This window comes from Kitasatospora sp. NPDC028961, assembly GCF_055564815.1.
Genome location: NZ_JBVHVO010000034.1, coordinates 15,896 through 36,794, shown reverse-complemented (window position 1 = coordinate 36,794; position 20,899 = coordinate 15,896). Strand labels below are relative to the sequence as shown.

The 20,899-nt window shown below is 74.7% G+C and carries 16 protein-coding genes, 2 pseudogenes and 1 riboswitch; of the genes and pseudogenes, 11 read left to right on the top strand and 7 right to left on the bottom strand.

Translation table 11 applies throughout. From position 1 onward, the window contains the following. Positions 1–127: 127 nt before the first annotated feature. On the bottom strand, positions 128–688 hold the full coding sequence (locus tag ACZ4UX_RS33545) for an RNA polymerase sigma factor (RefSeq protein WP_465709390.1): 561 nt from the start codon (positions 686–688) through the stop codon (positions 128–130). Between the two features lie 328 nt (positions 689–1,016). On the opposite strand from ACZ4UX_RS33545, the gene ACZ4UX_RS33540 reads away from it, so the two are divergent. From ACZ4UX_RS33540 to ACZ4UX_RS33515, 6 genes and pseudogenes are all read left to right on the top strand, one after another. Beyond that, complete coding sequence (locus ACZ4UX_RS33540; RefSeq protein ID WP_465709389.1) at positions 1,017–2,195, top strand: GDSL-type esterase/lipase family protein; 1,179 nt, start codon at positions 1,017–1,019, stop codon at positions 2,193–2,195. 180 nt (positions 2,196–2,375) lie between these two features. Beyond that, entirely contained in the window at positions 2,376–3,134 is a 759-nt protein-coding gene (locus ACZ4UX_RS33535; protein ID WP_465709388.1) for a phytanoyl-CoA dioxygenase family protein, read from the top strand. Further along, positions 3,131–4,036 carry a helix-turn-helix domain-containing protein gene (locus ACZ4UX_RS33530; RefSeq protein WP_465709387.1) on the top strand — a complete coding sequence of 302 codons (906 nt, stop codon included), beginning with the start codon at positions 3,131–3,133 and terminating at the stop codon, positions 4,034–4,036. Before ACZ4UX_RS33535 ends, ACZ4UX_RS33530 begins: the two co-directional genes overlap by 4 nt. Positions 4,037–4,292: 256 nt before the next feature. Then, positions 4,293–4,526: pseudogene (locus tag ACZ4UX_RS33525) on the top strand (DUF4097 family beta strand repeat-containing protein); the annotation flags it as partial. 179 nt (positions 4,527–4,705) lie between these two features. Next, positions 4,706–5,182 carry a hypothetical protein gene (locus tag ACZ4UX_RS33520; RefSeq protein ID WP_465709386.1) on the top strand — a complete coding sequence of 159 codons (477 nt, stop codon included), beginning with the start codon at positions 4,706–4,708 and terminating at the stop codon, positions 5,180–5,182. Between the two features lie 450 nt (positions 5,183–5,632). After that, positions 5,633–6,658, top strand: a complete 1,026-nt coding sequence (locus tag ACZ4UX_RS33515) for a chitinase (protein ID WP_465709385.1) — start codon at positions 5,633–5,635, stop codon at positions 6,656–6,658. 22 nt (positions 6,659–6,680) lie between these two features. Here ACZ4UX_RS33515 and ACZ4UX_RS33510 read toward each other — a convergent pair. Then, a pseudogene (locus ACZ4UX_RS33510) lies at positions 6,681–7,258 on the bottom strand (flavoprotein). 187 nt (positions 7,259–7,445) lie between these two features. Here ACZ4UX_RS33510 and ACZ4UX_RS33505 point away from each other — a divergent pair. The 4 genes from ACZ4UX_RS33505 (at position 7,446) to ACZ4UX_RS33490 (ending at position 10,105) form a co-directional block, all read left to right on the top strand. Next, a complete protein-coding gene (locus ACZ4UX_RS33505; RefSeq protein WP_329486609.1) occupies positions 7,446–7,835 on the top strand; it encodes a BlaI/MecI/CopY family transcriptional regulator in 390 nt (129 codons plus the stop codon). After that, positions 7,832–8,776 carry a M56 family metallopeptidase gene (locus tag ACZ4UX_RS33500; RefSeq protein ID WP_465709384.1) on the top strand — a complete coding sequence of 315 codons (945 nt, stop codon included), beginning with the start codon at positions 7,832–7,834 and terminating at the stop codon, positions 8,774–8,776. The genes ACZ4UX_RS33505 and ACZ4UX_RS33500 overlap by 4 nt, the downstream gene beginning before the upstream one ends. 259 nt (positions 8,777–9,035) lie before the next feature. Then, entirely contained in the window at positions 9,036–9,653 is a 618-nt protein-coding gene (locus ACZ4UX_RS33495) for a hypothetical protein (RefSeq protein WP_465709383.1), read from the top strand. Positions 9,654–9,769: 116 nt separating this feature from the next. After that, a complete protein-coding gene (locus tag ACZ4UX_RS33490; RefSeq protein WP_465709421.1) occupies positions 9,770–10,105 on the top strand; it encodes a CopD family protein in 336 nt (111 codons plus the stop codon). Here ACZ4UX_RS33490 and cobF read toward each other — a convergent pair. Then, positions 10,068–10,826, bottom strand: coding sequence for a precorrin-6A synthase (deacetylating) (gene cobF, locus ACZ4UX_RS33485; RefSeq protein WP_465709382.1), 759 nt, complete (start codon positions 10,824–10,826; stop codon positions 10,068–10,070). The two genes, ACZ4UX_RS33490 and cobF, sit on opposite strands and share 38 nt — an antisense overlap. A 101-nt stretch (positions 10,827–10,927) precedes the next feature. Continuing rightward, entirely contained in the window at positions 10,928–11,098 is a 171-nt protein-coding gene (locus tag ACZ4UX_RS33480; protein WP_465709381.1) for a hypothetical protein, read from the bottom strand. 88 nt (positions 11,099–11,186) lie between these two features. Continuing rightward, positions 11,187–11,410: riboswitch (cobalamin riboswitch) on the top strand. A 138-nt stretch (positions 11,411–11,548) separates the two neighbouring features. On the opposite strand from ACZ4UX_RS33480, the gene metE reads away from it, so the two are divergent. Next, entirely contained in the window at positions 11,549–13,858 is a 2,310-nt protein-coding gene (gene metE / locus ACZ4UX_RS33475) for a 5-methyltetrahydropteroyltriglutamate--homocysteine S-methyltransferase (protein ID WP_465709380.1), read from the top strand. A gap of 457 nt (positions 13,859–14,315) precedes the next feature. Here metE and ACZ4UX_RS33470 read toward each other — a convergent pair whose 3' ends face one another. The 3 genes from ACZ4UX_RS33470 to ACZ4UX_RS33460 all read right to left on the bottom strand — a co-directional run bounded on the left by ACZ4UX_RS33470 (position 14,316) and on the right by ACZ4UX_RS33460 (position 20,794). Continuing rightward, on the bottom strand, positions 14,316–14,873 hold the full coding sequence (locus tag ACZ4UX_RS33470) for a GNAT family N-acetyltransferase (protein ID WP_465709379.1): 558 nt from the start codon (positions 14,871–14,873) through the stop codon (positions 14,316–14,318). A gap of 180 nt (positions 14,874–15,053) precedes the next feature. Continuing rightward, entirely contained in the window at positions 15,054–16,754 is a 1,701-nt protein-coding gene (locus ACZ4UX_RS33465; RefSeq protein WP_465709378.1) for a peptide-N4-asparagine amidase, read from the bottom strand. A gap of 164 nt (positions 16,755–16,918) precedes the next feature. Beyond that, positions 16,919–20,794, bottom strand: coding sequence for an amino acid adenylation domain-containing protein (locus tag ACZ4UX_RS33460; protein WP_465709377.1), 3,876 nt, complete (start codon positions 20,792–20,794; stop codon positions 16,919–16,921). Positions 20,795–20,899: the final 105 nt, after the last annotated feature.

Genomic DNA, 20,899 nt, shown 5'->3' with positions numbered 1-20,899 from the left:
CACAGCATGCAAGGAGCCCCGCCAGAATTCCTTCTGGCGGGGCTCCTTGGGTCTGTTCCCTACATCCGCGACACCGACGACACCCTCTGGGCGCCGACCGGGTCGCCCACCGGGACGAACTCGACGGTCAGTGCCCCGGCCTCGTCGGTGGCGCGTCCAGCAGGGTGAGCTCCGCGAGCCGCAGCCGACGGTTGACGTCGCGCAGCTCCGCCAGGCAGTGCCGACACTCCGCGCACGCGTCGAGGTGCTGGGCGAGCGCCTTGGGGACCCTGCGCGGAGGCCGTCGCACCAGCGCGCCGAGGCGGTCGGCGCAGGCCCGGCACTCCGGTGGCCGGGGCCGGGCCGTATGGGCCGAGAGGTAGGCCTCGCGCAGGCCTTCGCGTGCGCGGACGGCCAGCGACGAGACCCCGCTGGGCGTCAGACCCAGCAGCGGGGCCACCTCGTCGGTCGGCCGCTGCTCGACCACCGAGTACCAGAGCACCGAACGCCGGCGCTCCGGCAGGCTGTGGAACGCGGTGGCGACCAGATCGCGTTCGACGGAGTCCACGAGCAGCTGCTCGGGCGACGACGTACGGTCGGCCTCGTCCGCCCGGTGTCCCAGCCGAACGGTGCGCCGGGTGCGCTGGTCGGCGGCCGCCCAGGCGTTCGCCGTGTTGCGGACGACGGCGAGCTCGAAGCCCGGTCGCACAGGAGGAGGCGCCGAACGCCCCGGGCATCCCGCCCCGTTGCGCAACCGTTACCCCCGGCGTTCTCCCCCAGGCAGTGCGGAGCCCAGGTCGGGCGTCGAACGGAAATCAATACTGGACAAAGTTATTTATTTACGAGTAGGTTGCCGCCGTGTTTCCGGGTCACCACAAGACCGGCGGAGGGCCGTCGAGGGTCGGCCCCTCCGCCACGCCGTCGCCGCGCCCGCTCTCGCACGCCGCGCGCGGCGACGGCCCCCTCACCCGTGGCCCCCTCACCCTCATCCCCTTCGCGCTGTGTCGGACAGCGCGGGCAGAGCACAGGAGTCCACCGTGGCTGAGCAGACCGGCAGAGTCGCCTCCCGCCGCACGACCGGGCGGTTCGCCGCCCTCGCCCTCACCCTTCCGCTGGCCGCCACCGGCCTGTTGGCCGGTACCGTCGCCTCGGCGCACGCCGCGCCGGGCGGGGGCCCCGCCATCACCGTCTCCCTGGGGGACAGCTTCATATCCGGCGAAGCGGGCCGCTGGAAGGGCAACAGCGACACGTTCACCGGCAGCCGTAGCGGGACGGACCGTGCCTGGACCGGCCACGGCTATGACGCGAGCCGGGTCTACGGGTCCACGTCACAGGGCTGCGACCGGTCCGACTCCGCCGAGGCGCTCAGCGCCTTCGGCACCCACGGCGCGGTGAACATCGCCTGCTCCGGTGCCACCACCGCGAACATCTTCCGCAAGAGCGGCGGCGGCCGGTCCCGCGACGGCGAGGCCCCGCAGGCCGACCAGCTCGCCACCATCGCCGCGCGGCACCGGGTCGGCCTGGTGGTGCTCTCCATCGGCGGCAACGACCTCGGCTTCACCGGCGCGATCACCCAGTGCGTGTCGGACTACGAGCGCGGGGCCGGCGCCTGCCGGAACTCCCAGCAGGGGGCGATCGACGCGAAGGTCGACGCCGCGATGGCGGGCGTCGGAAAGGCCGTCGACGAGATCCGCGCGGTGATGTCCGCCGACGGCTACGCCGGCACCGACTACCGCATCGTGCTCCAGTCCTACCCCTCCCCGGTCCCGCGCAGCTCGGAGAACCGCTACCCGGCGAGCGGTTGGAGCCGGACGAGCGAGGGCGGCTGTCCGTTCGCCGACGCCGACCTGGACTGGGCGAGGGACGACCTGGTCCCGCAGATCGCCGACCGGCTCGGGCAGGTCGCCGCCGACCGGGGCGTCCAGTTCCTCGACCTCCGGGACCTGTTCGAGGGCCACGAGGTCTGCTCGACGTCGGTCGGCCTGGCCACCGGCTCGCACGGTCCGTCGGAGGGCGGCAGCGAGTGGGCCCGGTTCGCCACCACCGGCCTCACCCAGGGGACCAGACAGGAGTCCTTCCACCCGAACCACTACGGGCAGTTGGCCCTCGGACGCTGCCTGAGCCTGATCTCCGCCGAGCCCGCCGACCGGAACTTCAGCTGCGGCAGCAGCGGGGGCGAGGGCATCGACGGGGTGTACCTGGAACCGGTCTCCTGATCCTGGGCCCCGACACCGCGTCGGACACGCCTGCCAGGGCCGGCCCGGGCCCCGGCAGGCGTGTCCGTCCCGCGAACAGGGCCGTCCGCCCCGTGTCTGTCACGGCCGTGGGCGAGTGCCTACCGTCGATCCCGAACCGGACGGGAGGCTCCCGCCCGGGCGGGACGAAGGAGTGAGAGCGTGACGGTGACCGACCTCGCGGCCCTGGCCGAGCAGTACGCGGAGAACGGCTACGTACTGGTCAAGGGGCTGCTCGACCGCGCGGAGGCGGCGGAGCTGCGCCGCGGCGCCCACCGGCTGCTGGCCGCACTGGACACCGGCGAGGACCCGACCTGGGGTGCGGCGGCCGACCTCGCGGGCGGCCGGCCGACCCGGATCCAGCACCTGCACGACGCGCAGTTCCACTCCGCGGCCTTCTCCCGGCTGCTGGTGGACGAACGCTTCACCTCCGTCGCGGCGGCCGTGCTGGGCGGTCCGAACGTGCAACTGCACCACACCAAGCTGTTCGTGAAGCCCCCGGAGAACGGCTCGCCCTTCCCGCCGCACCAGGACCACCCGTTCTTCCCGCACACCCACCACCGGGTGGCCGCCGCGATCTTCCACCTGGACGACGCCCCGGAGGAGAGGGGCTGCGTGCGGATCGTCCCGGGCAGCCACCGGCTCGGCCCGCTGGAGCACGTGGCGGAGGGCAGTCACCACCTCCCGCAGGTGCCGTTGGCCTCGGCGCTGCCCCTGCCCGCCGAGGCCGGGGACGTGCTCTTCTTCTCCTACCTGACGATCCACGCCTCCGGGGTCAACACCAGTGAGGAGGCGCGGACCACCTGGCTGGTGCAGTTCCGCGACCCGGCGGATCCGCCGGCGGTCCGCACGCACGACCAGTCGCTGGGCCAGGGCATGATGCTGGCCGGGGTCGACCCCACGGGCAGGAGGAACGCTTGACGCTGGAACAACTGGCACACGCCGGGGCGTTCGGCGAACTCACCGGCGTCCTGCGGAGCTGCCCGGTCGACGACTTCCGAGCCGACTTCGTCCACCTGGGGTTCTACCCGACCTCGCCGTGGCGCAACTACTGGCACCGGCACTCCTTCTACGAGGTCTGCCTCGCCTACGGCGGCGCCGGCCGGTTCAGCACCGGCCAGGAGCACCACGAGATCGGAGCGGGGGACGTCTTCGTCGCCCGCCCCGGCGTGGTGCACGAGATCGAGTCGAGCCGCGCCGAGCCGCTCGGCATCGTCTACTGGGGGTTCACCCTCCGGGAGGGGCGGCCCGGGCCGCTGCCGGGCGAGCGCGGCTGGTGGTCCGGACTCACCGACCTGGCCGGGCCGGCGGTGTCGCGGAGCATCGGGTCGCTGGCCTCCCTGGTGGCCGCCCTCGCCGAACAGGCGGTCCCGCTGCGCTCCGGCTACCAGGCGGGGCTGACCGGTCTCGGCACCGCCCTGGTGGTGGAGACGGCCCGGGCCTTCGCCCCCGAGGAGGACCTGCGGGTGACGGCGAGCCCCGGTACCCGCCTCTCCCCACCGGTGGTGCTGATGCGGCGCTACCTGGCCGACAACCTGGCCCGACCCGTCACCGTCCGCGACGTGGCGGCCGCCGCGCACCTCTCCGCACGCCATGCCGAACGCCTCTTCCTGGCCGAGACCGGTTCCTCCCTGATGGCCTCGCTGCGCCGGATGCGGCTCGACCTGGCGGCGATGCTGCTCCTGGACTCCGCCACCGGCATCGCCGACATCGCCCGGTCCTGCGGCTACCTCGACACCCGCGCCTTCACCACCGCGTTCCGCCGCCACCACGGCCACCCGCCCGCGGCCCACCGCACGCTCCGGGGCACCCTGCACCTCTGAGCCACCCGGCGGACCGGCGCCCCGGCGGGCCGGCCGGTGACCCGGCGGGGCGTTCACTCTCAATCCATTGCAACGAATGGATAGCGGCTCGTTGCATTAGGCGCGAAACCATTGCAATGAAATCACCGCAAAAACCTGCGGAGATGGGGTTCTGACGCAACGAGTGTGTTGCCAGTATCGTGAATGCAACGTAGCTTTTCCCTCATCGGAAACGACGGGCCGGCCGAGCGCCCGCCGCCGCAGAAGGAGAAGAACGATGCAGAAGTTCGCCACCACCACCCCGATCGCCGCCGTCCTCGACATCCCCGCCGGCAGCGTCCGGCTGATCGCCGCCGACCGCAGCGACACCACCGTCGAGGTCCTCCCCGCCAACGCCGCCAAGGGCGCCGACGTGAAGGCCGCCGAGCGGATCACGGTCGAGTACACCGACGGCGTCCTGCGGATCGCCGCCGCCCCGGCCGCCCACCGCCTCCTCGGCCAGTCCGGCGCCGCCTCCGAACCGCCCCCAGCCTCCGAACCGCTCACAGCCCCCGGCCATTAGGTCGGTGGTCGTGACGTCCCATCAGGTGAACTTCGCCGCGGCCGACCCCCGCCGACTCTTCGCACGGGAACGAATCGACGCAATCGAGGCCGGTACCGCCCGCCTCACGCTGTCGAGGGAGCACCCCCGTGTCGCGTTTCCCGCACGCCAAGAAGTCCGCCGCCCTGCTGTGCAGCTCGCTGATGCTGGCCGGCGGGTACTTCGCCACCCCGTCGTCGGCCTCCTCGGTGGTCAACCGGTGCGGCGGCGAGTCCAGGGACTACGTCGGGCTGGAGCGGCTGGACGGGGCCTTCACGGGCTCCGTGACCGTCGGCGGGGTGGCGAACGATTTGAGCATCACCCCGATGGGCACCGACGGCCGGGTGAAGGTCGAGCTCGACAACGGCAAGGACAACCCCCGGTACGCCATCAGCCACCTGGTCATTCGGGCCGACAGCACCGGCCGGGGCGTGATCAGTTTCAGCACCTACGCCGGGGACGGCTGGAGCACCGGGGTCGTGTGCGGCAACGGGACCAGCCGGGTCGTGCAGATCAACGGGATCGTCGAGATCTTCAACGGGGTGGGGGACAAGCTCGGGGTGGAGTTCTCGGCCACCCGGGACTGACGCCCGTCGGCCCCGGCGCCCTGCGGCCGCCCGGGTGGGACCGTTCGCGGTCCCACCCCCGGGCGGCCGGCCTGCGAGGACCGGGCGCCCGCCACCGCCGCCACCCGCACGACACCCGCTCCGGCGTCCGGCCCTGAGTCGGGCGGCCTCCTCGGCAGCCTCGGGGACCACCGATCCAGGATCAGAAGAGAGAGCAGTACCTTGCCCAGCCCCTTCCGTCCGAGTTCGTTCCTCCCCCCGCTGGCCCTGGGCGCGGCTCTGCTGCTCGTCGCACCGGCCCACGCGACCGCCATGCCGGGCCTCGCCGTCGGCTCCCTGCCTCTCGGTGCCCCGGCGGTCGGCGGTCACCCTGTCGCTACCCCCGCCGTCGGAGCTGCGCCGCTCGGTTCCACGCCGCCGGGTGCCACGGCTGCCGGCCCCCCGCCCCCGGCTCCCGTGCCGCTCGGTGTCGTGCCCGCGAGCGCCGTCTCCCGCGGCTCCACGGGCCTGGTGCGGCCGCCGATCCACCACCGCCCCGGGTTCCCGGCCCACTTCACCGCCCCCTACCTGGAGACCTGGAACTCGCCCGACACGCTCGCCGAGGTCCGCAGGAACACCGGCCTCAGCTACTTCACCCTCGCCTTCGTCGTCAGCGACGGCGGGTGCAACGGCGCCTTCGACGGCACCATCCCCGTCGACGACCCGGAGTGGCTGTCGGCCCTGCGGGGTCTGCGGACGGCGGGCGGTGACGTGATCGTCTCCTTCGGCGGCGCCGGCGGGCGTGAACTCGCCCAGGCCTGCGACACGGTGAGCGGTCTGAAAGCCGCCTACCGGCGCGTGGTGAACACCCTGGGCGTCACCAGGATCGACCTCGACATCGAGGGCGCGGCGCTGGACGACCAGCAGTCCGGCGACCGCCGCAACCGGGCGCTCGCCGAACTGCAGCAGGAGTACCGCCTGCTCGGCCGCCCGCTCGACGTGGACTACACCCTGCCGGTCAACCCCTGGGGCCTGTCCGACAACGGGGTGTGGCTGCTGACCAACGCGCGGCAGCACGGACTGGACGTGGACGTGGTCAACGTCATGACGATGGACTACGGGCCCGACCTCGACATGGGCGCCGCCGCGATCGGGGCCGCGACCGGACTGCACGAGCAACTCGGGCGGCTCTGGCCGGAGAAGAGCCCCGAGCAGCTGTGGGCGATGCAGGGCAACACCCCGATGATCGGGGTCAACGACGCCGTCAACGAGGTCTTCTCCACCGAGGACGCCGCCCGCCTGGCGAGGTTCGCGGCCGAGAAGGGCATCCGGCTGCTCGCCTTCTGGTCGGTCGGGCGGGACCGGCCCTGCGCGGTGGCGGGCTCCCTCTCGGAGCGGTGCAGCGGCACCGCCCAGGATCCCGCCCACTTCTCCCGCATCCTCGACCCGTTCCCGCGCACGCACTCCCGGCCGTGGACCGCCCGCACCCCGGACGCCTTCCGGAAGACCCCCCGGTGACGGTGACGGTGGCGGCGGGCCGTTACTCCCGGCCCGCCGCAGCGATCACCGGGCGGAGCAGGTCGAGCACCCGGGTCCAGTCGTACGCGGCGCCGGCCCCCTCGGCCTTGGGCTGGTGGGGGCGGCGTCACTGATGAGGACGCCCATCGACCGGAGCCGGGTCAGGCTCTCCGCGTAGGCGGGGTGGGCGGCCTGGGCGGCGTTGAGGTAGGGCTGGACGGCCACCGGGATGCCCAGGCCGTACGCCTCGCAGAGGATGCCGAGGGCGAGGGTGTCGGAGATGCCGGCGGCCCACTTGTTGATGGTGTTGAACGTGGCGGGCGCCACCGCGATGGCGTCCGCCGGGGGCAGCGGCCGGGGGTCGCCCGGCGTGCGCCAGGCGGAGCGGATCGGGTAGCCGGTCCGGGCTTCGACGGCCTTCCGGTCGATGAACCCGAGTCCGTTCGGGGTGGCGATCACGCCGACTCCCCAGCCCTCGGCCCGGGCGGCGGTGATCAGCTCGTCCACCCCGCCGGCGATGCCCGACGCGCAGACGACGATGTAGAGGAACGGCTCGCGATGCGCGGTCACACCTGAACTCCCGACTCTCCCGGCCACCATGGTGAAGCCCAGGGCGGCGCCCCTGCGGCCAGTCTGCCCTGCCGGTGGGGCCAGTACAGTTGGGTGAGGCATACCTTACGAACATCCGACCGGATCGTCTACGACCATGTAGTCGGCCGTGGCGAGGGCGCAGGCGTCGCCGGGTTCGCTGTACGTCTGCCCGGCGGCGCGGCCGTGGACGGGAGACATGGTGGACGACAGCCGGGACACGAGGCGGCCGCACGGCGAGCTGGTCGCGGACGTACTGGCCGTGCTGTGGGCGGCCGAGCGGCCGCTGACGGCGCAGGAGGTCAACGAGGCGCTCGACCGGGGGCTGGCCCGGACGACGGTGGCGACGGTGCTGGGCCGGCTGCACGAGAACGGGACGCTGGAGCGCAGCCGCCCGGGGCGGGGCTTCGCGTACGCGCCGGTCGCCGACGCCGCCGGTCTGGTGGCCGGGCGGATGCGCCGTGAACTGGAGAGCGACCCGCACCGTGAGCTGGTGCTGAAGCGGTTCGTGTCGTCGCTGTCCGAGGGGGACGAGGAGGTGCTGCGGCGCCTCCTGCTGGAGGCCCCGGACGGAGAGGGCCGCGCATGACCCTGGCCCTCGCCCTGGTCGCGCTGACGCTGCTGGCTCCGTGGGGCGCGGCGCCCGCCGCCCGCCGGCTGGCCGCGCTCCTGCCGCCGCGCGAGGCGTGCGCGGCGCTGACGGGTGCGGCCGTGCTGCTGGCGGGCGGCACCGCGGCGGCGCTGGTCGCGCTGTTCCACGTGCCGTTCCTCGCCTCGATGGAGCGGGTGCCGCCGGCGCGCGTGCTGGAGCGGTGGCCGGCCGTCGTGCCGGTCTCCGGTGCGGCCGGGGTGGTGCTGGCGGTCCAGGCCGTGCTGCTGGCGCGCCGCTGGCTCGCCCATCGCGCGCTGCTCGCGAAGGCCTGGGAGTCCACCGGTGACGGGGTGGCCGACGGCGACGTGCTGGTGGTGCCGGGCGGCGACGCGGAGGCCTTCGCCCTGCCCGGCTTCCGCGGGCGCCCCGGGCGGGTCGTGGTGACCTCGGGCATGGTGCGCGAACTCGGTCCGGCGGAGCGCGAGGTGCTGCTCGCGCACGAGCGGGCCCACCTGGCGGGGCGCCACCACGTGCTGTCCGTCGTCACGGACCTCGCGGCGGCGGTGCACCCGGCGCTGCGGGGCCTGCGGGAGGCGCTGGGCTTCCACCTGGAACGGTGGGCCGACGAGACCGCGGCCGGGTCGGTGGGGGACCGCCGGCTGGCGGCGACGGCGATCGCGCGGGCGGCGCTGGCCGGGTCCGCCGCCACCCGGGCGGGCGGGAGCCGGAACCCGCTGCTGTCGGTGGGCGCCGGTCCGGTGCCGCGGCGGGTCGAGGCGCTGCTGGGGTCGGTGCCGGTCCTACCGCGCGGTCGCGCGAGGCGGGTGGGCGTGGCCTGGCTGGTGGCGGTGGTGGCGGTGTCGGTGCTGATCCCGGGGCTGGCGTACGGGCTGCACGAGTACGTGGAGTACGCCGCGCGGGCCGTGCCGGGCCGGTGACGGGTGCCGTTGTCGGCGCCGGCCGCCGGCGGCGGGGGAGCGGGTGTCGCGGACGACATCGATGTAGACCGATCGGCGCGGCGCGGCTATCGTTGGCCTCGGTGCGCCGTGCGGCGCGATGCGGCGCCGTGCCCGGCGCGGCGCGCGAGCGGGTTTCGCGGCCCTCCGGTGATCGGCGTTCGGCAGCGTGGCATGGCGTCGGTGGTCCCGTGACCCCCGCCGGAGGTGGTGCAGCCCTCCACCAGCGATTGGATGCGACGTGTACGACAGGGGGAAGGGATCGTCGAGTCCCTTCGAGCAGACCGTCCACCTCCTGTCGGCGGCCGGCCGGGCGGCGGACGCCCTGCTCGCGGCGCGCCTGGAGTTCCGGGGGATGAGCCCGGCGCACCTGTCCGTCCTCTCCACGCTGGCCCGGCTGGGCCCGCACGCCCGGCCCGATCTGGTCGCCGGGATCGACGGGGGTGCGGTCGACACCGCGCAGACCCTCGACGATCTCGTCGCGGCGGGCCTGGTGCAGTCCCTGTTCGTCCAGGTCGGCGGTCGGCACGAGGTGCTGACGCTCACCTCCTCGGGGCAGCTCGCGCTGGAGATCCTGCACAGCGACGCGTCGGCCGTGCAGGACGACCTGCTGGTGTCCCTGACACGCGGTGAGCGCACCCAGCTGAACTCCCTGCTGCGGCGGGTGTGCGCCGCCGCCGCCCGTAGCGGCTCGGCGGGCTCGGCTCCGCGCAAGGCCGCCGACTGGGTCCTGACCCGCGAACGCCGTACGGAGTGGGCCGTCGAGCGCGAGGGCGCCGGCGGGGCGGCCGGGGTGGCCGGCGAGCGGTCCGAGGGCGTGGCCGACCGGGACGACGGCGGGGCCCCGGCCGGTTCGTAGCCGTCCGGTGATGCCGGCGGGTAGGCGTCCTCCCCGGTCCGTCGCGGCGGCCGGCGCTTCCCGTGGCACCGGCTGCCGGTAACCGCCCCGCCAGGTGAAACGGGTGCCGCGCGCTACTGATCGGTCACCCCGGCCGCCTCGGCGACGGGGCCGGCCTGCTCCGGGCCGAGACGTGGCGCCGCTTCAGTCCGGTCGCGATGATCTGCGTCGGCGCGGTCACCGTCTCCGGCCTCTGGCTCGGCTGGAAGCACGTCGGCGCGGTCTCCCCGCTCTGGACCACCGGCTACGGCACCGCCCTGCTGGTCGAGATCCGGCTGGTCGTCGGCCTGGTCACCGCGGGCGCCTTCAACCAGTTCCCGCTGAGGCCCCGGATCGCCCGGGCCCCGGGCCGGTCGGCCCGGGGGCGGGTCTGGGTCAGCTCCCGGAGCGGCGGAGGAGGTAGGTGTCCATGATCCACCCCTTGCGTTCGCGGGCCTCGTCGCGGAGCGCGCGGATCCGGGGGGCGGTTTCGGCGAGGGGGCCGGCGACGAGGATCTCGTCCGGGGTGCCCAGGTAGGCGCCGTAGAAGATCTCCAGCCCCTCGGGGTCGATCCCGGTGAACGCGGCCCGCCCGTCCAGCATCACCACCACGTCGTCCACCTGCTCGGGGTAGCCCTCGGCGAGGCGGCGGCCGGTGGTGATCTGCAGCGGGCGGCCGACCCGGGTCAGGGTGGTGCGGTGCCGGGCGGCGAGCGCCGAGACGCTGCTGATGCCCGGGACCACCTCGTACCCGAAGGTGGCGCCGCCGCGGGCCAGGACCTCGTCGATCACGGCGATGACGCTGTCGTAGAGGCTCGGGTCGCCCCAGACCAGGAACGCGCCGGTCTCCTCCGGGCCGAGGTGGTCGGCGACCAGCCGCTCGACCAGATCGGCCCGGCGGGTGCGCCAGTCGTCCACGGCCGCGGTGTACGCCGGGGTGGCGCGGTCCCGCTCGGCGTCCGCGACCTCGATGACGCGGTGGCCCGGGCGGCCGTGCTCGGTCAGCAGCTGCCGGCGCAGCCGGATGAGGTCCTGCCGTTCCTCGTTCTTGTCGAGGATGAAGAAGACGTCGGTGCGGGCGAGGGCCTTGACCGCCTGCAGGGTGAGGTGGTCGGGATCGCCCGCCCCGATGCCGATGAGGAAGATGTGCCGCATGACAGTGATTGTGCCGCGCGGCTGCCCGTCCGCCGGGCGCGGCCGGTCCCGGGCGAACCGCCGGGTGGGCCGCGGACGACCGGTCCGGGGGCGCTGTGACGTCATGCACGCGCCCTTGACCCGGCCTTTCGGCCGTCGCCATGACGGTCCGTCATGTTCGGGCTCCGCCGGGGGGTAGCCGGCACGGCGTGCGCGGCGGCGAGCACCTCGGCCAGGGTGACCAGCACGTCCTTGTTGACGCGCTCGTCCTCGACCACCGCCTCGACCACCACCTGAACTGCCCGGGCGGCCGGGGGCCGCCGGGGCCGTTCCGGCCATCCGCGATCCGGACAATCACTGACGCGCCGCCGGTGATGGGCCTAGGGTGGGCGGTGCAGTCGGTTCGCCGTGTCCTCCAGCCACGGCGTCGCAAGAGGGAACCCGGTGGGAATCCGGGACTGCCCCGCAGCGGTGAGTGGGAACGACCGCCGTCACATGCACTGGGCCCAGCCGGGCCCGGGAAGCGACGGCCAGTAGGTGTCCGGCCTGGAAGCCAGGCGGACGTGCCCGCGAGTCCGAAGACCTGCCACTGCCCGCGTGCACCCCGCACGCGGTGATCTCGGTGACCTCGAGGGCGGGTCGGCGGAGCGGGCGGGCCCACCCCGGTGCCGTGCCCCCACTGCCGTACCTCCACGCCGTCGTGCTCTCCCGGGATCGCAGCGCGACTCGCGAAGGAGAGTTCCGTGTCACCGAGTTCCACCACCCCGCAGGCCACCGTGTACGGCTACCCGAGGCAGGGTGCCGACCGGGAGCTGAAGAAGGCCGTCGAGGGGTACTGGGCGGGCCGCGTCGACGCCGCCGCCCTGCACGCCACCGCCGCCGTCCTGCGCCGCGCCAACTGGCGGCAGCTGGCGGACGCGGGCATCACCGAAGTCCCCACCGGCGACTTCTCGCTCTACGACCACGTCCTGGACACCACGGTCGCGGTCGGCGCGATCCCGGCCCGCCACCGCGCCGCCGTCGACACCGACCCGCTGGACGGCTACTTCGCCATGGCGCGCGGCACCCAGGACGTCGCACCGCTGGAGATGACCAAGTGGTTCGACACCAACTACCACTATCTCGTACCGGAGTTGGGTCCGGACACGGTCTTCGCCGCGAACTCCGCCAAGCCGGTATCCGAGCTCCGTGAGGCGCTCGGCCTCGGCCACCGCCCCCGGCCCGTGCTGGTCGGACCGCTGACCTACCTGCTGCTCGCCAAGCCCGCCCCCGGCGTGGCCGCCGACTTCCGGCCGGTCACCCTGCTGGACCGGCTGCTGCCCGTCTACGCCGAACTCCTCGCCGACCTGCGGGCGGCCGGCGCCGACTGGGTCCAGCTGGACGAGCCCGCGCTCGTCCAGGACCGCACCCCGGCCGAACTGAACGCCGCCACCCGCGTCTACCGCGAACTCGGTGCGCTCACCGACCGCCCGCAACTGCTGGTCACCAGCTACTTCGACCGGCTCGGGGAGGCCCTGCCCGTCCTGGCCAAGGCCCCGATCGAGGGCATCGGCCTGGACTTCACCGGCCCCGGCGCCGCCAACCTCGACGACCTCGCCGCCGTCGGCGGAGTGCCCGGCAAGCGCCTGGTCGCGGGCGTGGTGGACGGCCGCAACATCTGGATCAACAACCTGGAGAAGTCCCTCGCCACCCTCGGCACGCTGCTCGGCCTGGCGGACCGGGTCGACGTCGCACCGTCCTGCTCGCTGCTGCACGTCCCGCTCGACGCCGACCTGGAGCGCGACCTCGACCCGCAGGTCGCCCGCTGGCTCGCCTTCGCCCGTCAGAAGACCACCGAGGTCGCCATCCTGGCCCGCGGCCTGGCCCACGGCACCGACACCATCGCGGCCCAACTGGCCGCCAACCGGGCCGACCTGGCCTCCCGTGCCGGCTCCGCGCTGACCCGCGACCCGGCCGTCCGGGCCCGGGTCGCCGCCACCGCCCCCGAGGACGCCCGCCGCGCCCCGGCCTACCCCGAGCGCGCCGAGGCGCAGCGGGCCCGGCTCGGTCTGCCGCTGCTGCCGACCACCACCATCGGCTCCTTCCCGCAGACCACCGAACTGCGCACCGCCCGCGCCGACCTGCGCGCCGGCCGCATCGACGACGGCACCTACCGGGACCGGATGCGGGCCGAGGTCCGCGAGGTGATCGCCTACCAGGAGAAGGCCGGCCTCGACGTGCTCGTCCACGGCGAGCCCGAGCGCAACGACATGGTGCAGTACTTCGCCGAGCAGCTGACCGGCTACCTGGCCACCCGGCACGGCTGGGTGCAGTCCTACGGCACCCGCTACGTCCGGCCGCCGGTGCTGGCCGGGGACATCTCCCGCCCGCACCCGATGACCGTCGACTGGTACCGCTACGCGGCCGAACTGACGGACCGTCCGGTCAAGGGCATGCTCACCGGACCGGTGACCATGCTCGCCTGGTCCTTCGTCCGGGACGACCAGCCGGCCGGCGACACCGCCCGGCAGGTCGCGCTCGCCCTGCGCGACGAGGTCACCGACCTGGAGGCCGCCGGCGCCGCCGTCATCCAGGTCGACGAGCCGGCGCTGCGCGAGTCCCTGCCGCTGCGGTCCGCCGACCGGGCCGCCTACCTGGAGTGGGCCACCGAGTCCTTCCGGCTCTCCACCTCCGGGGTCCGCGCCGACACCCAGATCCACACCCACATGTGCTACGCCGAGTTCGGCGCGATCATGACGGCCATCGACGAGCTCGACGCCGACGTGATCTCCCTGGAGGCGGCCCGCTCGCACATGGAGGTCGCCCACGAGCTGGCCGGGGCGGGCTACCCGCGCGAGGTCGGCCCCGGTGTCTACGACATCCACTCGCCCCGGGTGCCGAGTACCGAGGAGGCGGCCTCGCTGCTCCGCGCCGGGCTGGCCGCGATCCCGGCCGAGCGGCTCTGGGTCAACCCCGACTGCGGCCTGAAGACCCGCGGTTGGACGGAGACCCGGGCCTCGCTGGAGCACCTGGTCGAGGCGGCCAGGCTGGTCCGCGCCGAACTGGGCGGCTGACACCGCGCCGGGGCGGGCGGCGGGCCGGCCCCCGGCCCGCCGCCCACCCCGGTCCGGCCTCGGGGCCCGCCGCCCGGGCTGCTGATCCTGCCGCGCCGGGCGGGCCCGGTGCGGCACGATCAGCGACCCCTCGGCGACCGCCCGCTCCGGGCCGTCCGCGGCGGTGAGGTCCACCTGGAGCGGTGGGACGTCGGTCGTGCGGCCGAGCGCGGCGAGGTCCTCGGTCACGGTCCGGGAGGCGGCCGGCACGCTGACGCCCTCGGCGGCGAGGGCCCGGGTGACGGCGAGGCCGATGCCCTTGCCCGCCCCGGTCACCACGGCGGCCGTGCCCGACAGGTGCCGGTCCATCGTCGACTCCTCCAGCGCGCTGCCCGGCCGCCGTCCGCCCGGCCGGGCGCGGCCCACGCCGGAACCGTCGCAGCTCTGCCCCCGTCCGCATCCGGGCCTCGGGGGCGGGTCAGACCCGGTCGGAGGCCACGTCGGCCGGGGCGGTCCACTCCTCGGCGAGCAGGCCGAGCACGACCTCGTCGCGGTGGGCGCCGTAGGCCCAGGCGGAGCGGCGCAGGGTGCCTTCGAGGGTGAAGCCGGCGCGGGTCGCGGCGGCGATCATCGGCAGGTTCTCGGCGAGGGTGTCGATCTGGAGGCGGTGCAGGCCGCGGACGGTGAAGCCGTAGTGGCACAGCAGTGCGACGACCTCGCGGGCCAGGCCCCGGCCGCGGAGGGCGGGGCGCAGGGCGAGGCCGAGATGGGCGGTGCGGTTGTGGGTGTCGATGCCCCAGAGGAGGGCCTCGCCGGCGAGGTCGCCCGAGGGGAGGGTGGTGACGGAGAAGCAGGCGGCCTCGTCCGAGGGGGCGGCGACCGCGTACGGGGACCCGGCGGCACCCGGTGGAACGGGCTGCCAGGGCCGGGAGTCGGCCCGGGAGCGGGTGGCGACGTCGTCGTACAGCTCGGCCTGCAGCACGGGGACGTCGGCCTCGTGTCTGGCCCGGAGGGCGACTTTGGAGTTGTGTAGCATGTCACATTGCTATCAGGGTCGGTGCCGTCCGCACCAGCGAATTCCCGCGCACCGGGCGGGTGGTGGCGTTCCCGCCGGGGCCCGCCGGAGCCTGCAAGCGGCCCGCCGGAGCCTGCGAGGCGCCCGCCGGGTCGAACCGTCCGCCCGGTGCGGCCGGAGCGGTGCGACCCGGCGCCGGGTTCACCCCCGGTTGGTCGGCCAGCCGTCCAGGGTGGTGAGGGAGCGGTGGTACGGGCCGTCGGGCCCGGTGCTGCGGTAGTCCTCGACGGATCCGCCGGTGCGGACGGTGCTGTCGCCGTCGTGCCGGTGGGCGGTCGGGCGCAGGGTGTGGTCGACGGAGGAACGCTCGGTGGTCCGGCCGCCGACCGTGCCGGTGGTGTCCCGGTGGTAGCCGAGGTTCATGGTGGTGACCTGGTCGCTCGCGCCGGCCGCGTCGTGGGTGACGCGGTAGTCGACGTCCAGCGGCTCGCCCTCGTGCACGGTGGTGGTGCGCCGCGGCCCGTCGCCCCAGGTGCTGGTGGTGCGGGTCAGGTCGGTGCGGTTGCGCAGCGTCAGGTCGTTGCCGCTGTCCCGGAACCGCTGGGTGGAGCCGAAGACGAGGGTGTCGCGGACCTCGGTGGTGATCCGGCCGTGCGAGGTCTGCACCCAGCCGCGGGCCCGGTCGTGCCGGCCCGCGGTGACGGACCAGTCGCCGCTGCCGCCGCCGTGGTCGGTCAGCGCGGTGGAGACGGCGGCCTCCGGGGCGACCGAGTGGTCGGTCAGCGCCCCGGTGGTGCGGGCGGCGCCGTGGTCGACCTCGGCGAACAGGTTGACCTGGCCCGTCCAGACGTCGTTGCCCTGGGCCTCGGCCGCGTTGACGGTGATGCCGACGGCGTGCGGGCGGCCGTCCAGCAGCAGGCCGACGTACGGGGTGAGGTCGAGCCGGTAGGCGGGCAGGTCGAAGGCGAAGATGCCGGGGGTGGGCCGCCAGAGCAGCGGGTCCCAGCCGCCGGTGTAGATCACGGGGTACGGCCAGACCGCGCCGGCCACCCGGCCGTCCACGGTCAGCCGCAGCTCGCGGAACGGGCCCTTGCCGCAGGCGCCCAGCCCGGGGTTCGCGCCGACGAACGCGTCGGGCGCGGAGGCGTACGCGAACTCCTCGCAGGCGCCGCCGCCCCGGGCGTAGACCTCGGCGGTCAGGCGTTCCAGGTTCGGTGGGAAGGCGAGGTCGCGGGTGGCGGCCGGGGCGGCCTGGGTGAGCCCGAACGGCCCGGTGGTGAGCAGCCGGTCGGCGGTGCGGGCGGCGGGCCACCGGGCGGAGGTGGTGTAGAAGGTGAGCTCGGCGGTGATCCGGAAGACGCCGGTGTAGGTGGCGTCGGTGACGTTGGCGAGGTCGAAGGCGAACGGTTGCGGGCCGCCGGCGAACAGCGGCGCGTACCGGGTGACGTCCCGTTCGACCGTCCATCCGATGCCGTCGGCGGAGGGCTCGGGGGTGGAGGAGAGCAGGACCTCCACGCCGCCGATCCGGACGGTGAACAGCCGGTCGAACTGCCGCCCGGCGACCTGCCCGTGCAGGGTCAGCACGACCGCCGACCAGGGTCCGGCGCAGGCGGCGGGCGGGGTGACGGTGGCGGTGTACGGGGTGTCGGGCGGGTTGCCGTAGCCGTCCCGGAACGGCTGGTCGTGCATCGCCTCGACGGTGCAGGCGCGGGTGTCCGGCCGGGTGAGCGGCTTCGCGGCGGTGAGCGGGTCGTGGTAGTCGGTGCCGAAGTCGGCGTGCGCGGGGCCGGCGGCGGTCAGCGCGCCGGTGAGGGCGAGGACGACGGCGCCGAGCAGGCGGGCGGCCCGGCGGGCCGGGCCGCCGGGCCTCGGCCCGCGGCGGATCAGCGGGGGTACGGCCAAGGGTCTTCCTCTCCTCGGCCCGGACGGGCGGTCCGGGCGGCGCCCCCGACAATGGCATGTCATCGTCAATCGGTGAAGAGGGGGCGGCCGACGGGACGGTCCGGCACGGCGGCGCCGGTCGGCCGGCGGCCCTCCCGCTCCGCCGGAACGGGAGGGCCGACCGCTCAGCCGGCCGGCCGGGCCCGGATCGCGGCGACCAGGTCGCCGACGCCCCGCTCCCTGAGCACGCCGTAGTGGTCGCCGCTCAGTTCGACGACGACCGGCGGCGCGGCCGAGTACCCCGAACTCCCCTCGATGAAGGAGTAGTCGTCACCGGCGGCCTTGACGATGGTCACCGGCGCGTCCAGCCGCCGCTGCGCGAGTTCGCCGAAGGTGTAGTCGAACTCGTAGGTCTCCCCGACGATCCGGGCGATCCGGCGGATCAACTCCTCGCCCAGCTCCGGCAGCAGGCGGTGCACGAAGGCCGTGAAGCCGTCCTCGTCGTGCGCCTCGGCCAGGCAGGCCTCCAGGTCGGGCCCGCCGACCGAGCCGGCGAACACCGAGTAGAGGATCGCCACGTAGGCCGGGTCGCGGTACGAGGCCTCGCGTCCGTGCCGCTCGCCGCCGCCGCGCCGCAGCTCCGGGTTGCCGGGGCAGATCAGCAGCAGGTCCGCGACCCGCTCGCCGGCCTGCTCCAGCTGCCAGGCCGTCTCGAAGGCGACCCGGGCGCCGAAGGAGTAGCCCCACAGGGTGTAGGGGCCCTCCGGCCGCACCCGGCGGATCTCGGCGAGGTCGGCCGCGGCCATCTCCCGGATCGTCGGGTACGGCGTCTCACCGGCGTTGATGCCGTGCGCCTGGATGCCGTAGAACGGCCGGCCCACGGTGCTCCCGAGCAGCCGCAGGTTCATCGGGTAGCCGCCGAGCCCCGGCCAGCAGAACACCGGGTCGCCGGTGCCAGCGCGGTGCAGCGGCACCAGCCGCGAGCCGGGCTCACCGGTGTCCTCGTCGATCCGGGCGGCCAGGTCGGCCAGCCTCGGGCTCTCGAAGAGGACCTGCAGCGGCAGCCGGGTGCCGAACTCCCGGTTCAGCCGGTTGATCAGCGCCACGGCGATCAGCGAGTTGCCGCCGGCGGCGAAGAAGTCGTCCCGCACCGAGACCTCCTGGTACCTCAGCGCCCCGCCCCAGGCCGCCGCGAGCCGGTGCTCGGTCGGCGTCGACGGCGCGACCTTCGGCCCGCCCGCGTCCGCAGTCCGGACCGCCGCACCGGCGGCCAGCGCCTTCGCGTCGACCTTGCCGTTGGCGGTCAGCGGCAGCTCGTCCAGGACGAGCACCCGGTTGGGGAGCATGTAGTCGGGCAGGACGGCGGCCAGTTCGTCCCGGACGATCTCGGCCGGACCCTTCATGTGGACGGCGTCCTCGATCATGCCCTCGCTGCGGATCTGCTCCTCGCTCACCTTCCCGCCGAGGAAGAAGTACGACGGGCCCGGCGCGATCCCGCAGGAGGCCAGCACCGCGTCGATCCGCCGGGCGGAGGGCAGCGGGTGCCCGGTCTTCGAGCTGTAGCCGGAGGACATGAACCCGAGGCCGAGGGCGAGGCCGCCCCGCTGGAGCCGGTGCAGGGCCGTGCCGAGACCGAGGTACTCCAGCCACGGCTCCTCGGCCCGGCCGACGGCGGTGATGCCGAAGCCGGCCCGCTCGTACACCTGCTGGTTGATCGCGATCACGTGCCGCGACCGCACCAGCTCGTCCGAGATCCGCGCCAACCCGCCGTCCGTCCAGCGGTACTGGCCGGCGGCCAGGCCCTCGACGCCACCGGGGTGGGCCTGGACGTAGTACTCGGTGCGGTCCGCCGCCGGCCGGCCGTCGGCGGGCACGATCGCGAAGGTGCCGAGGTAGTGGTCCTCCTCGGCCACGTCCAGCCCGGCCCGGACGGACGGCAGCAGGCCGACCGGCCGGACGGCCAGCCCGTGGGCGGGCAGCACCTCCTCGAACACGCCCAGCATGTGACCCGCCTCGAACTCCAGCACCTCCAGGATGTTGTTCCGGTAGACGGGCGCGATCGCGCGCCGCTTGCCGAGGAAGTGGACGGTGAGGCCCGGGCCCCCGGTACCCTCGCCGACCCGGACCAGGGTGTGCTCGACCGGGTGGTAGTAGTACACGCCGGCGTCGAGGCCGCCGGTCCCGCCGGTCTCCAGGTACAGCTGGGTGGCGTACAGCGCGCCCGGGGAGGCGTACGCGTACTTCGGCAGCAGCCGCTCCGCGCTGTGGAACTGGCCGAACCACCGCAGGATCACGCCCAGTTCGGCGAGGTCCGGCTCGCCGGTGCGCGGCGCGACGGGGCCCGCCGGGGCGGCCGGCGGTGCGAGCAGGGCCAGCAGGTCGTCGCGGGTGACCCGGCCGCCCTCGTAGAAGCGGTAGGTCTTGCGGGCGAAGGTCTCGCGCCGCTGCCGCTCGCTCTCCCGCCCGCCGGGCAGCGCCACCACCGGCCGGCCGGCCAGTTCGGCGGCGTCCCGCACCCCGGGGTCGGACAGCTGCGCCCGGACCTGGAGCCGGCTCGCCTTGGACTGGTGGTGCCCGCCGTGGTTGCCCTGGTCCATCAGGGCCGCCTCCTTGGGGTTCAGTTCGACGCAGGCCACCAGGTTCCGGTGGCCCGTCCGGGGGTCGTCGGTGACGATCGCCGCCGCCCGGCGGACCCAGGTGTGCTCCTCGATGGCGAGCGCGATCTCGTCCAGCTCGACCCGGTAGCCCCGCAGCTTGACCTGGTTGTCCACCCGGCCGGCGCACTGGAGCGTGCCGTCCGGGTTCCAGTGGGCGAGGTCCCCGGTGCGGTACAGCCGCTCGCCCGGGAGGTGGGGCGAGGCGACGAAGCGCTCCGCCGTCAGGTCGGGCCGGTTCAGGTAGCCGCGGGCGAGCTGGACACCGCTCAGGTAGAGCTCGCCGGTGGCGCCGGGCTCCACCGGCGCCAGGTCCCCGTCGAGCACGAAGCAGTGGGTGCGGTCGACCGGCACGCCGATCGGCACCGACCCGGCGTCCTCACCCACGGCGGCGGGGTCGACGAGGTGGGCGGTCGCGTTGATGGTGCACTCGGTCGGCCCGTAGAGGTTGACCAGCGCGGCCTGCGGCAGCTCGGTGGTGAGCGCCCGGGCGAGCCGGCGCGAGAGCGCCTCGCCGCCCGAGTACAGCCGCCGCAGCGTGCCGCAGTCGCCCAGCCGCTCGGTGTCCAGCAGCGCCTGGAGCAGGGTGGGCACGCACTGCAGCGTGGTCACCCCGTACTCCCGGACGGTGTCGATCAGGGCTTCCGGGTCCCGGTAGACGCCGGGGGCGCCGAGCACGACCCGCGCGCCGCCGGCCGGTGCCAGGATCTCCCACTGCGCCGCGTCGAAGCTCATCGGCGTCTTCTGCAGCACGGCGGCGTCCGGCCCGAGGTGGCCGCCGGCGACCAGCCAGCGCAGCTGGGACACGATGCTCCGGTGCTCGATCATCACGCCCTTGGGGCGGCCGGTGCTGCCGGAGGTGTAGATGACGTAGGCGAGCGACTCCGGCCGGGGGCTCGCCGGGCCCCGGCTCTGGTGCGGGAACGGGGGCGCGCCATCGGCTCCGGCCGCGCCGGGGGTCCCGGGCGCCCGGTCCGGGTCGGCGGGGACGAGGACCCGGGTGCCCGGCGGGACGAGTCCGGCCAGCCGGGTGCGCAGGTGCTCCTGGGTGACGATCACCCCGGTCCGGCTGTCCTCGATCATGTAGCGGATCCGGTCCTCGGGGTACTCCGGGGACAGCGGCAGATAGGCGGCCCCGGCGTAGAGGATGCCCCAGGCGCCCACCATCAGCTCCGGCGAGGGGTCGACGTAGAGGCCGACGCAGTCGTCGGCCGCGACGCCGAGCTGGTGCAGGTGGGTGCCCAGGCCGGCGGCGGCGGCGCGGAGGTCCCGGAAGCTGAGGTGGGCGCCGCGGCCGGTCACGGCGACGGCGTCCGGCCGCTCGGCCACCTGCCGGTCGAGCAGGTCGGGCAGGCAGCGGGCGCGGCGGGTGTCGTGGAGGGTGAGCTGCGCGGACTGTGCGGACATGTGGGTTCCCCATCGGGTGGCGAGGACGGATGACGTCGCCCGTCGAGGCGGGCGTGTCATCCAAGCTCCGCCACCCGGTGTCCCGGTCGCCTGGGGCACCGGCCG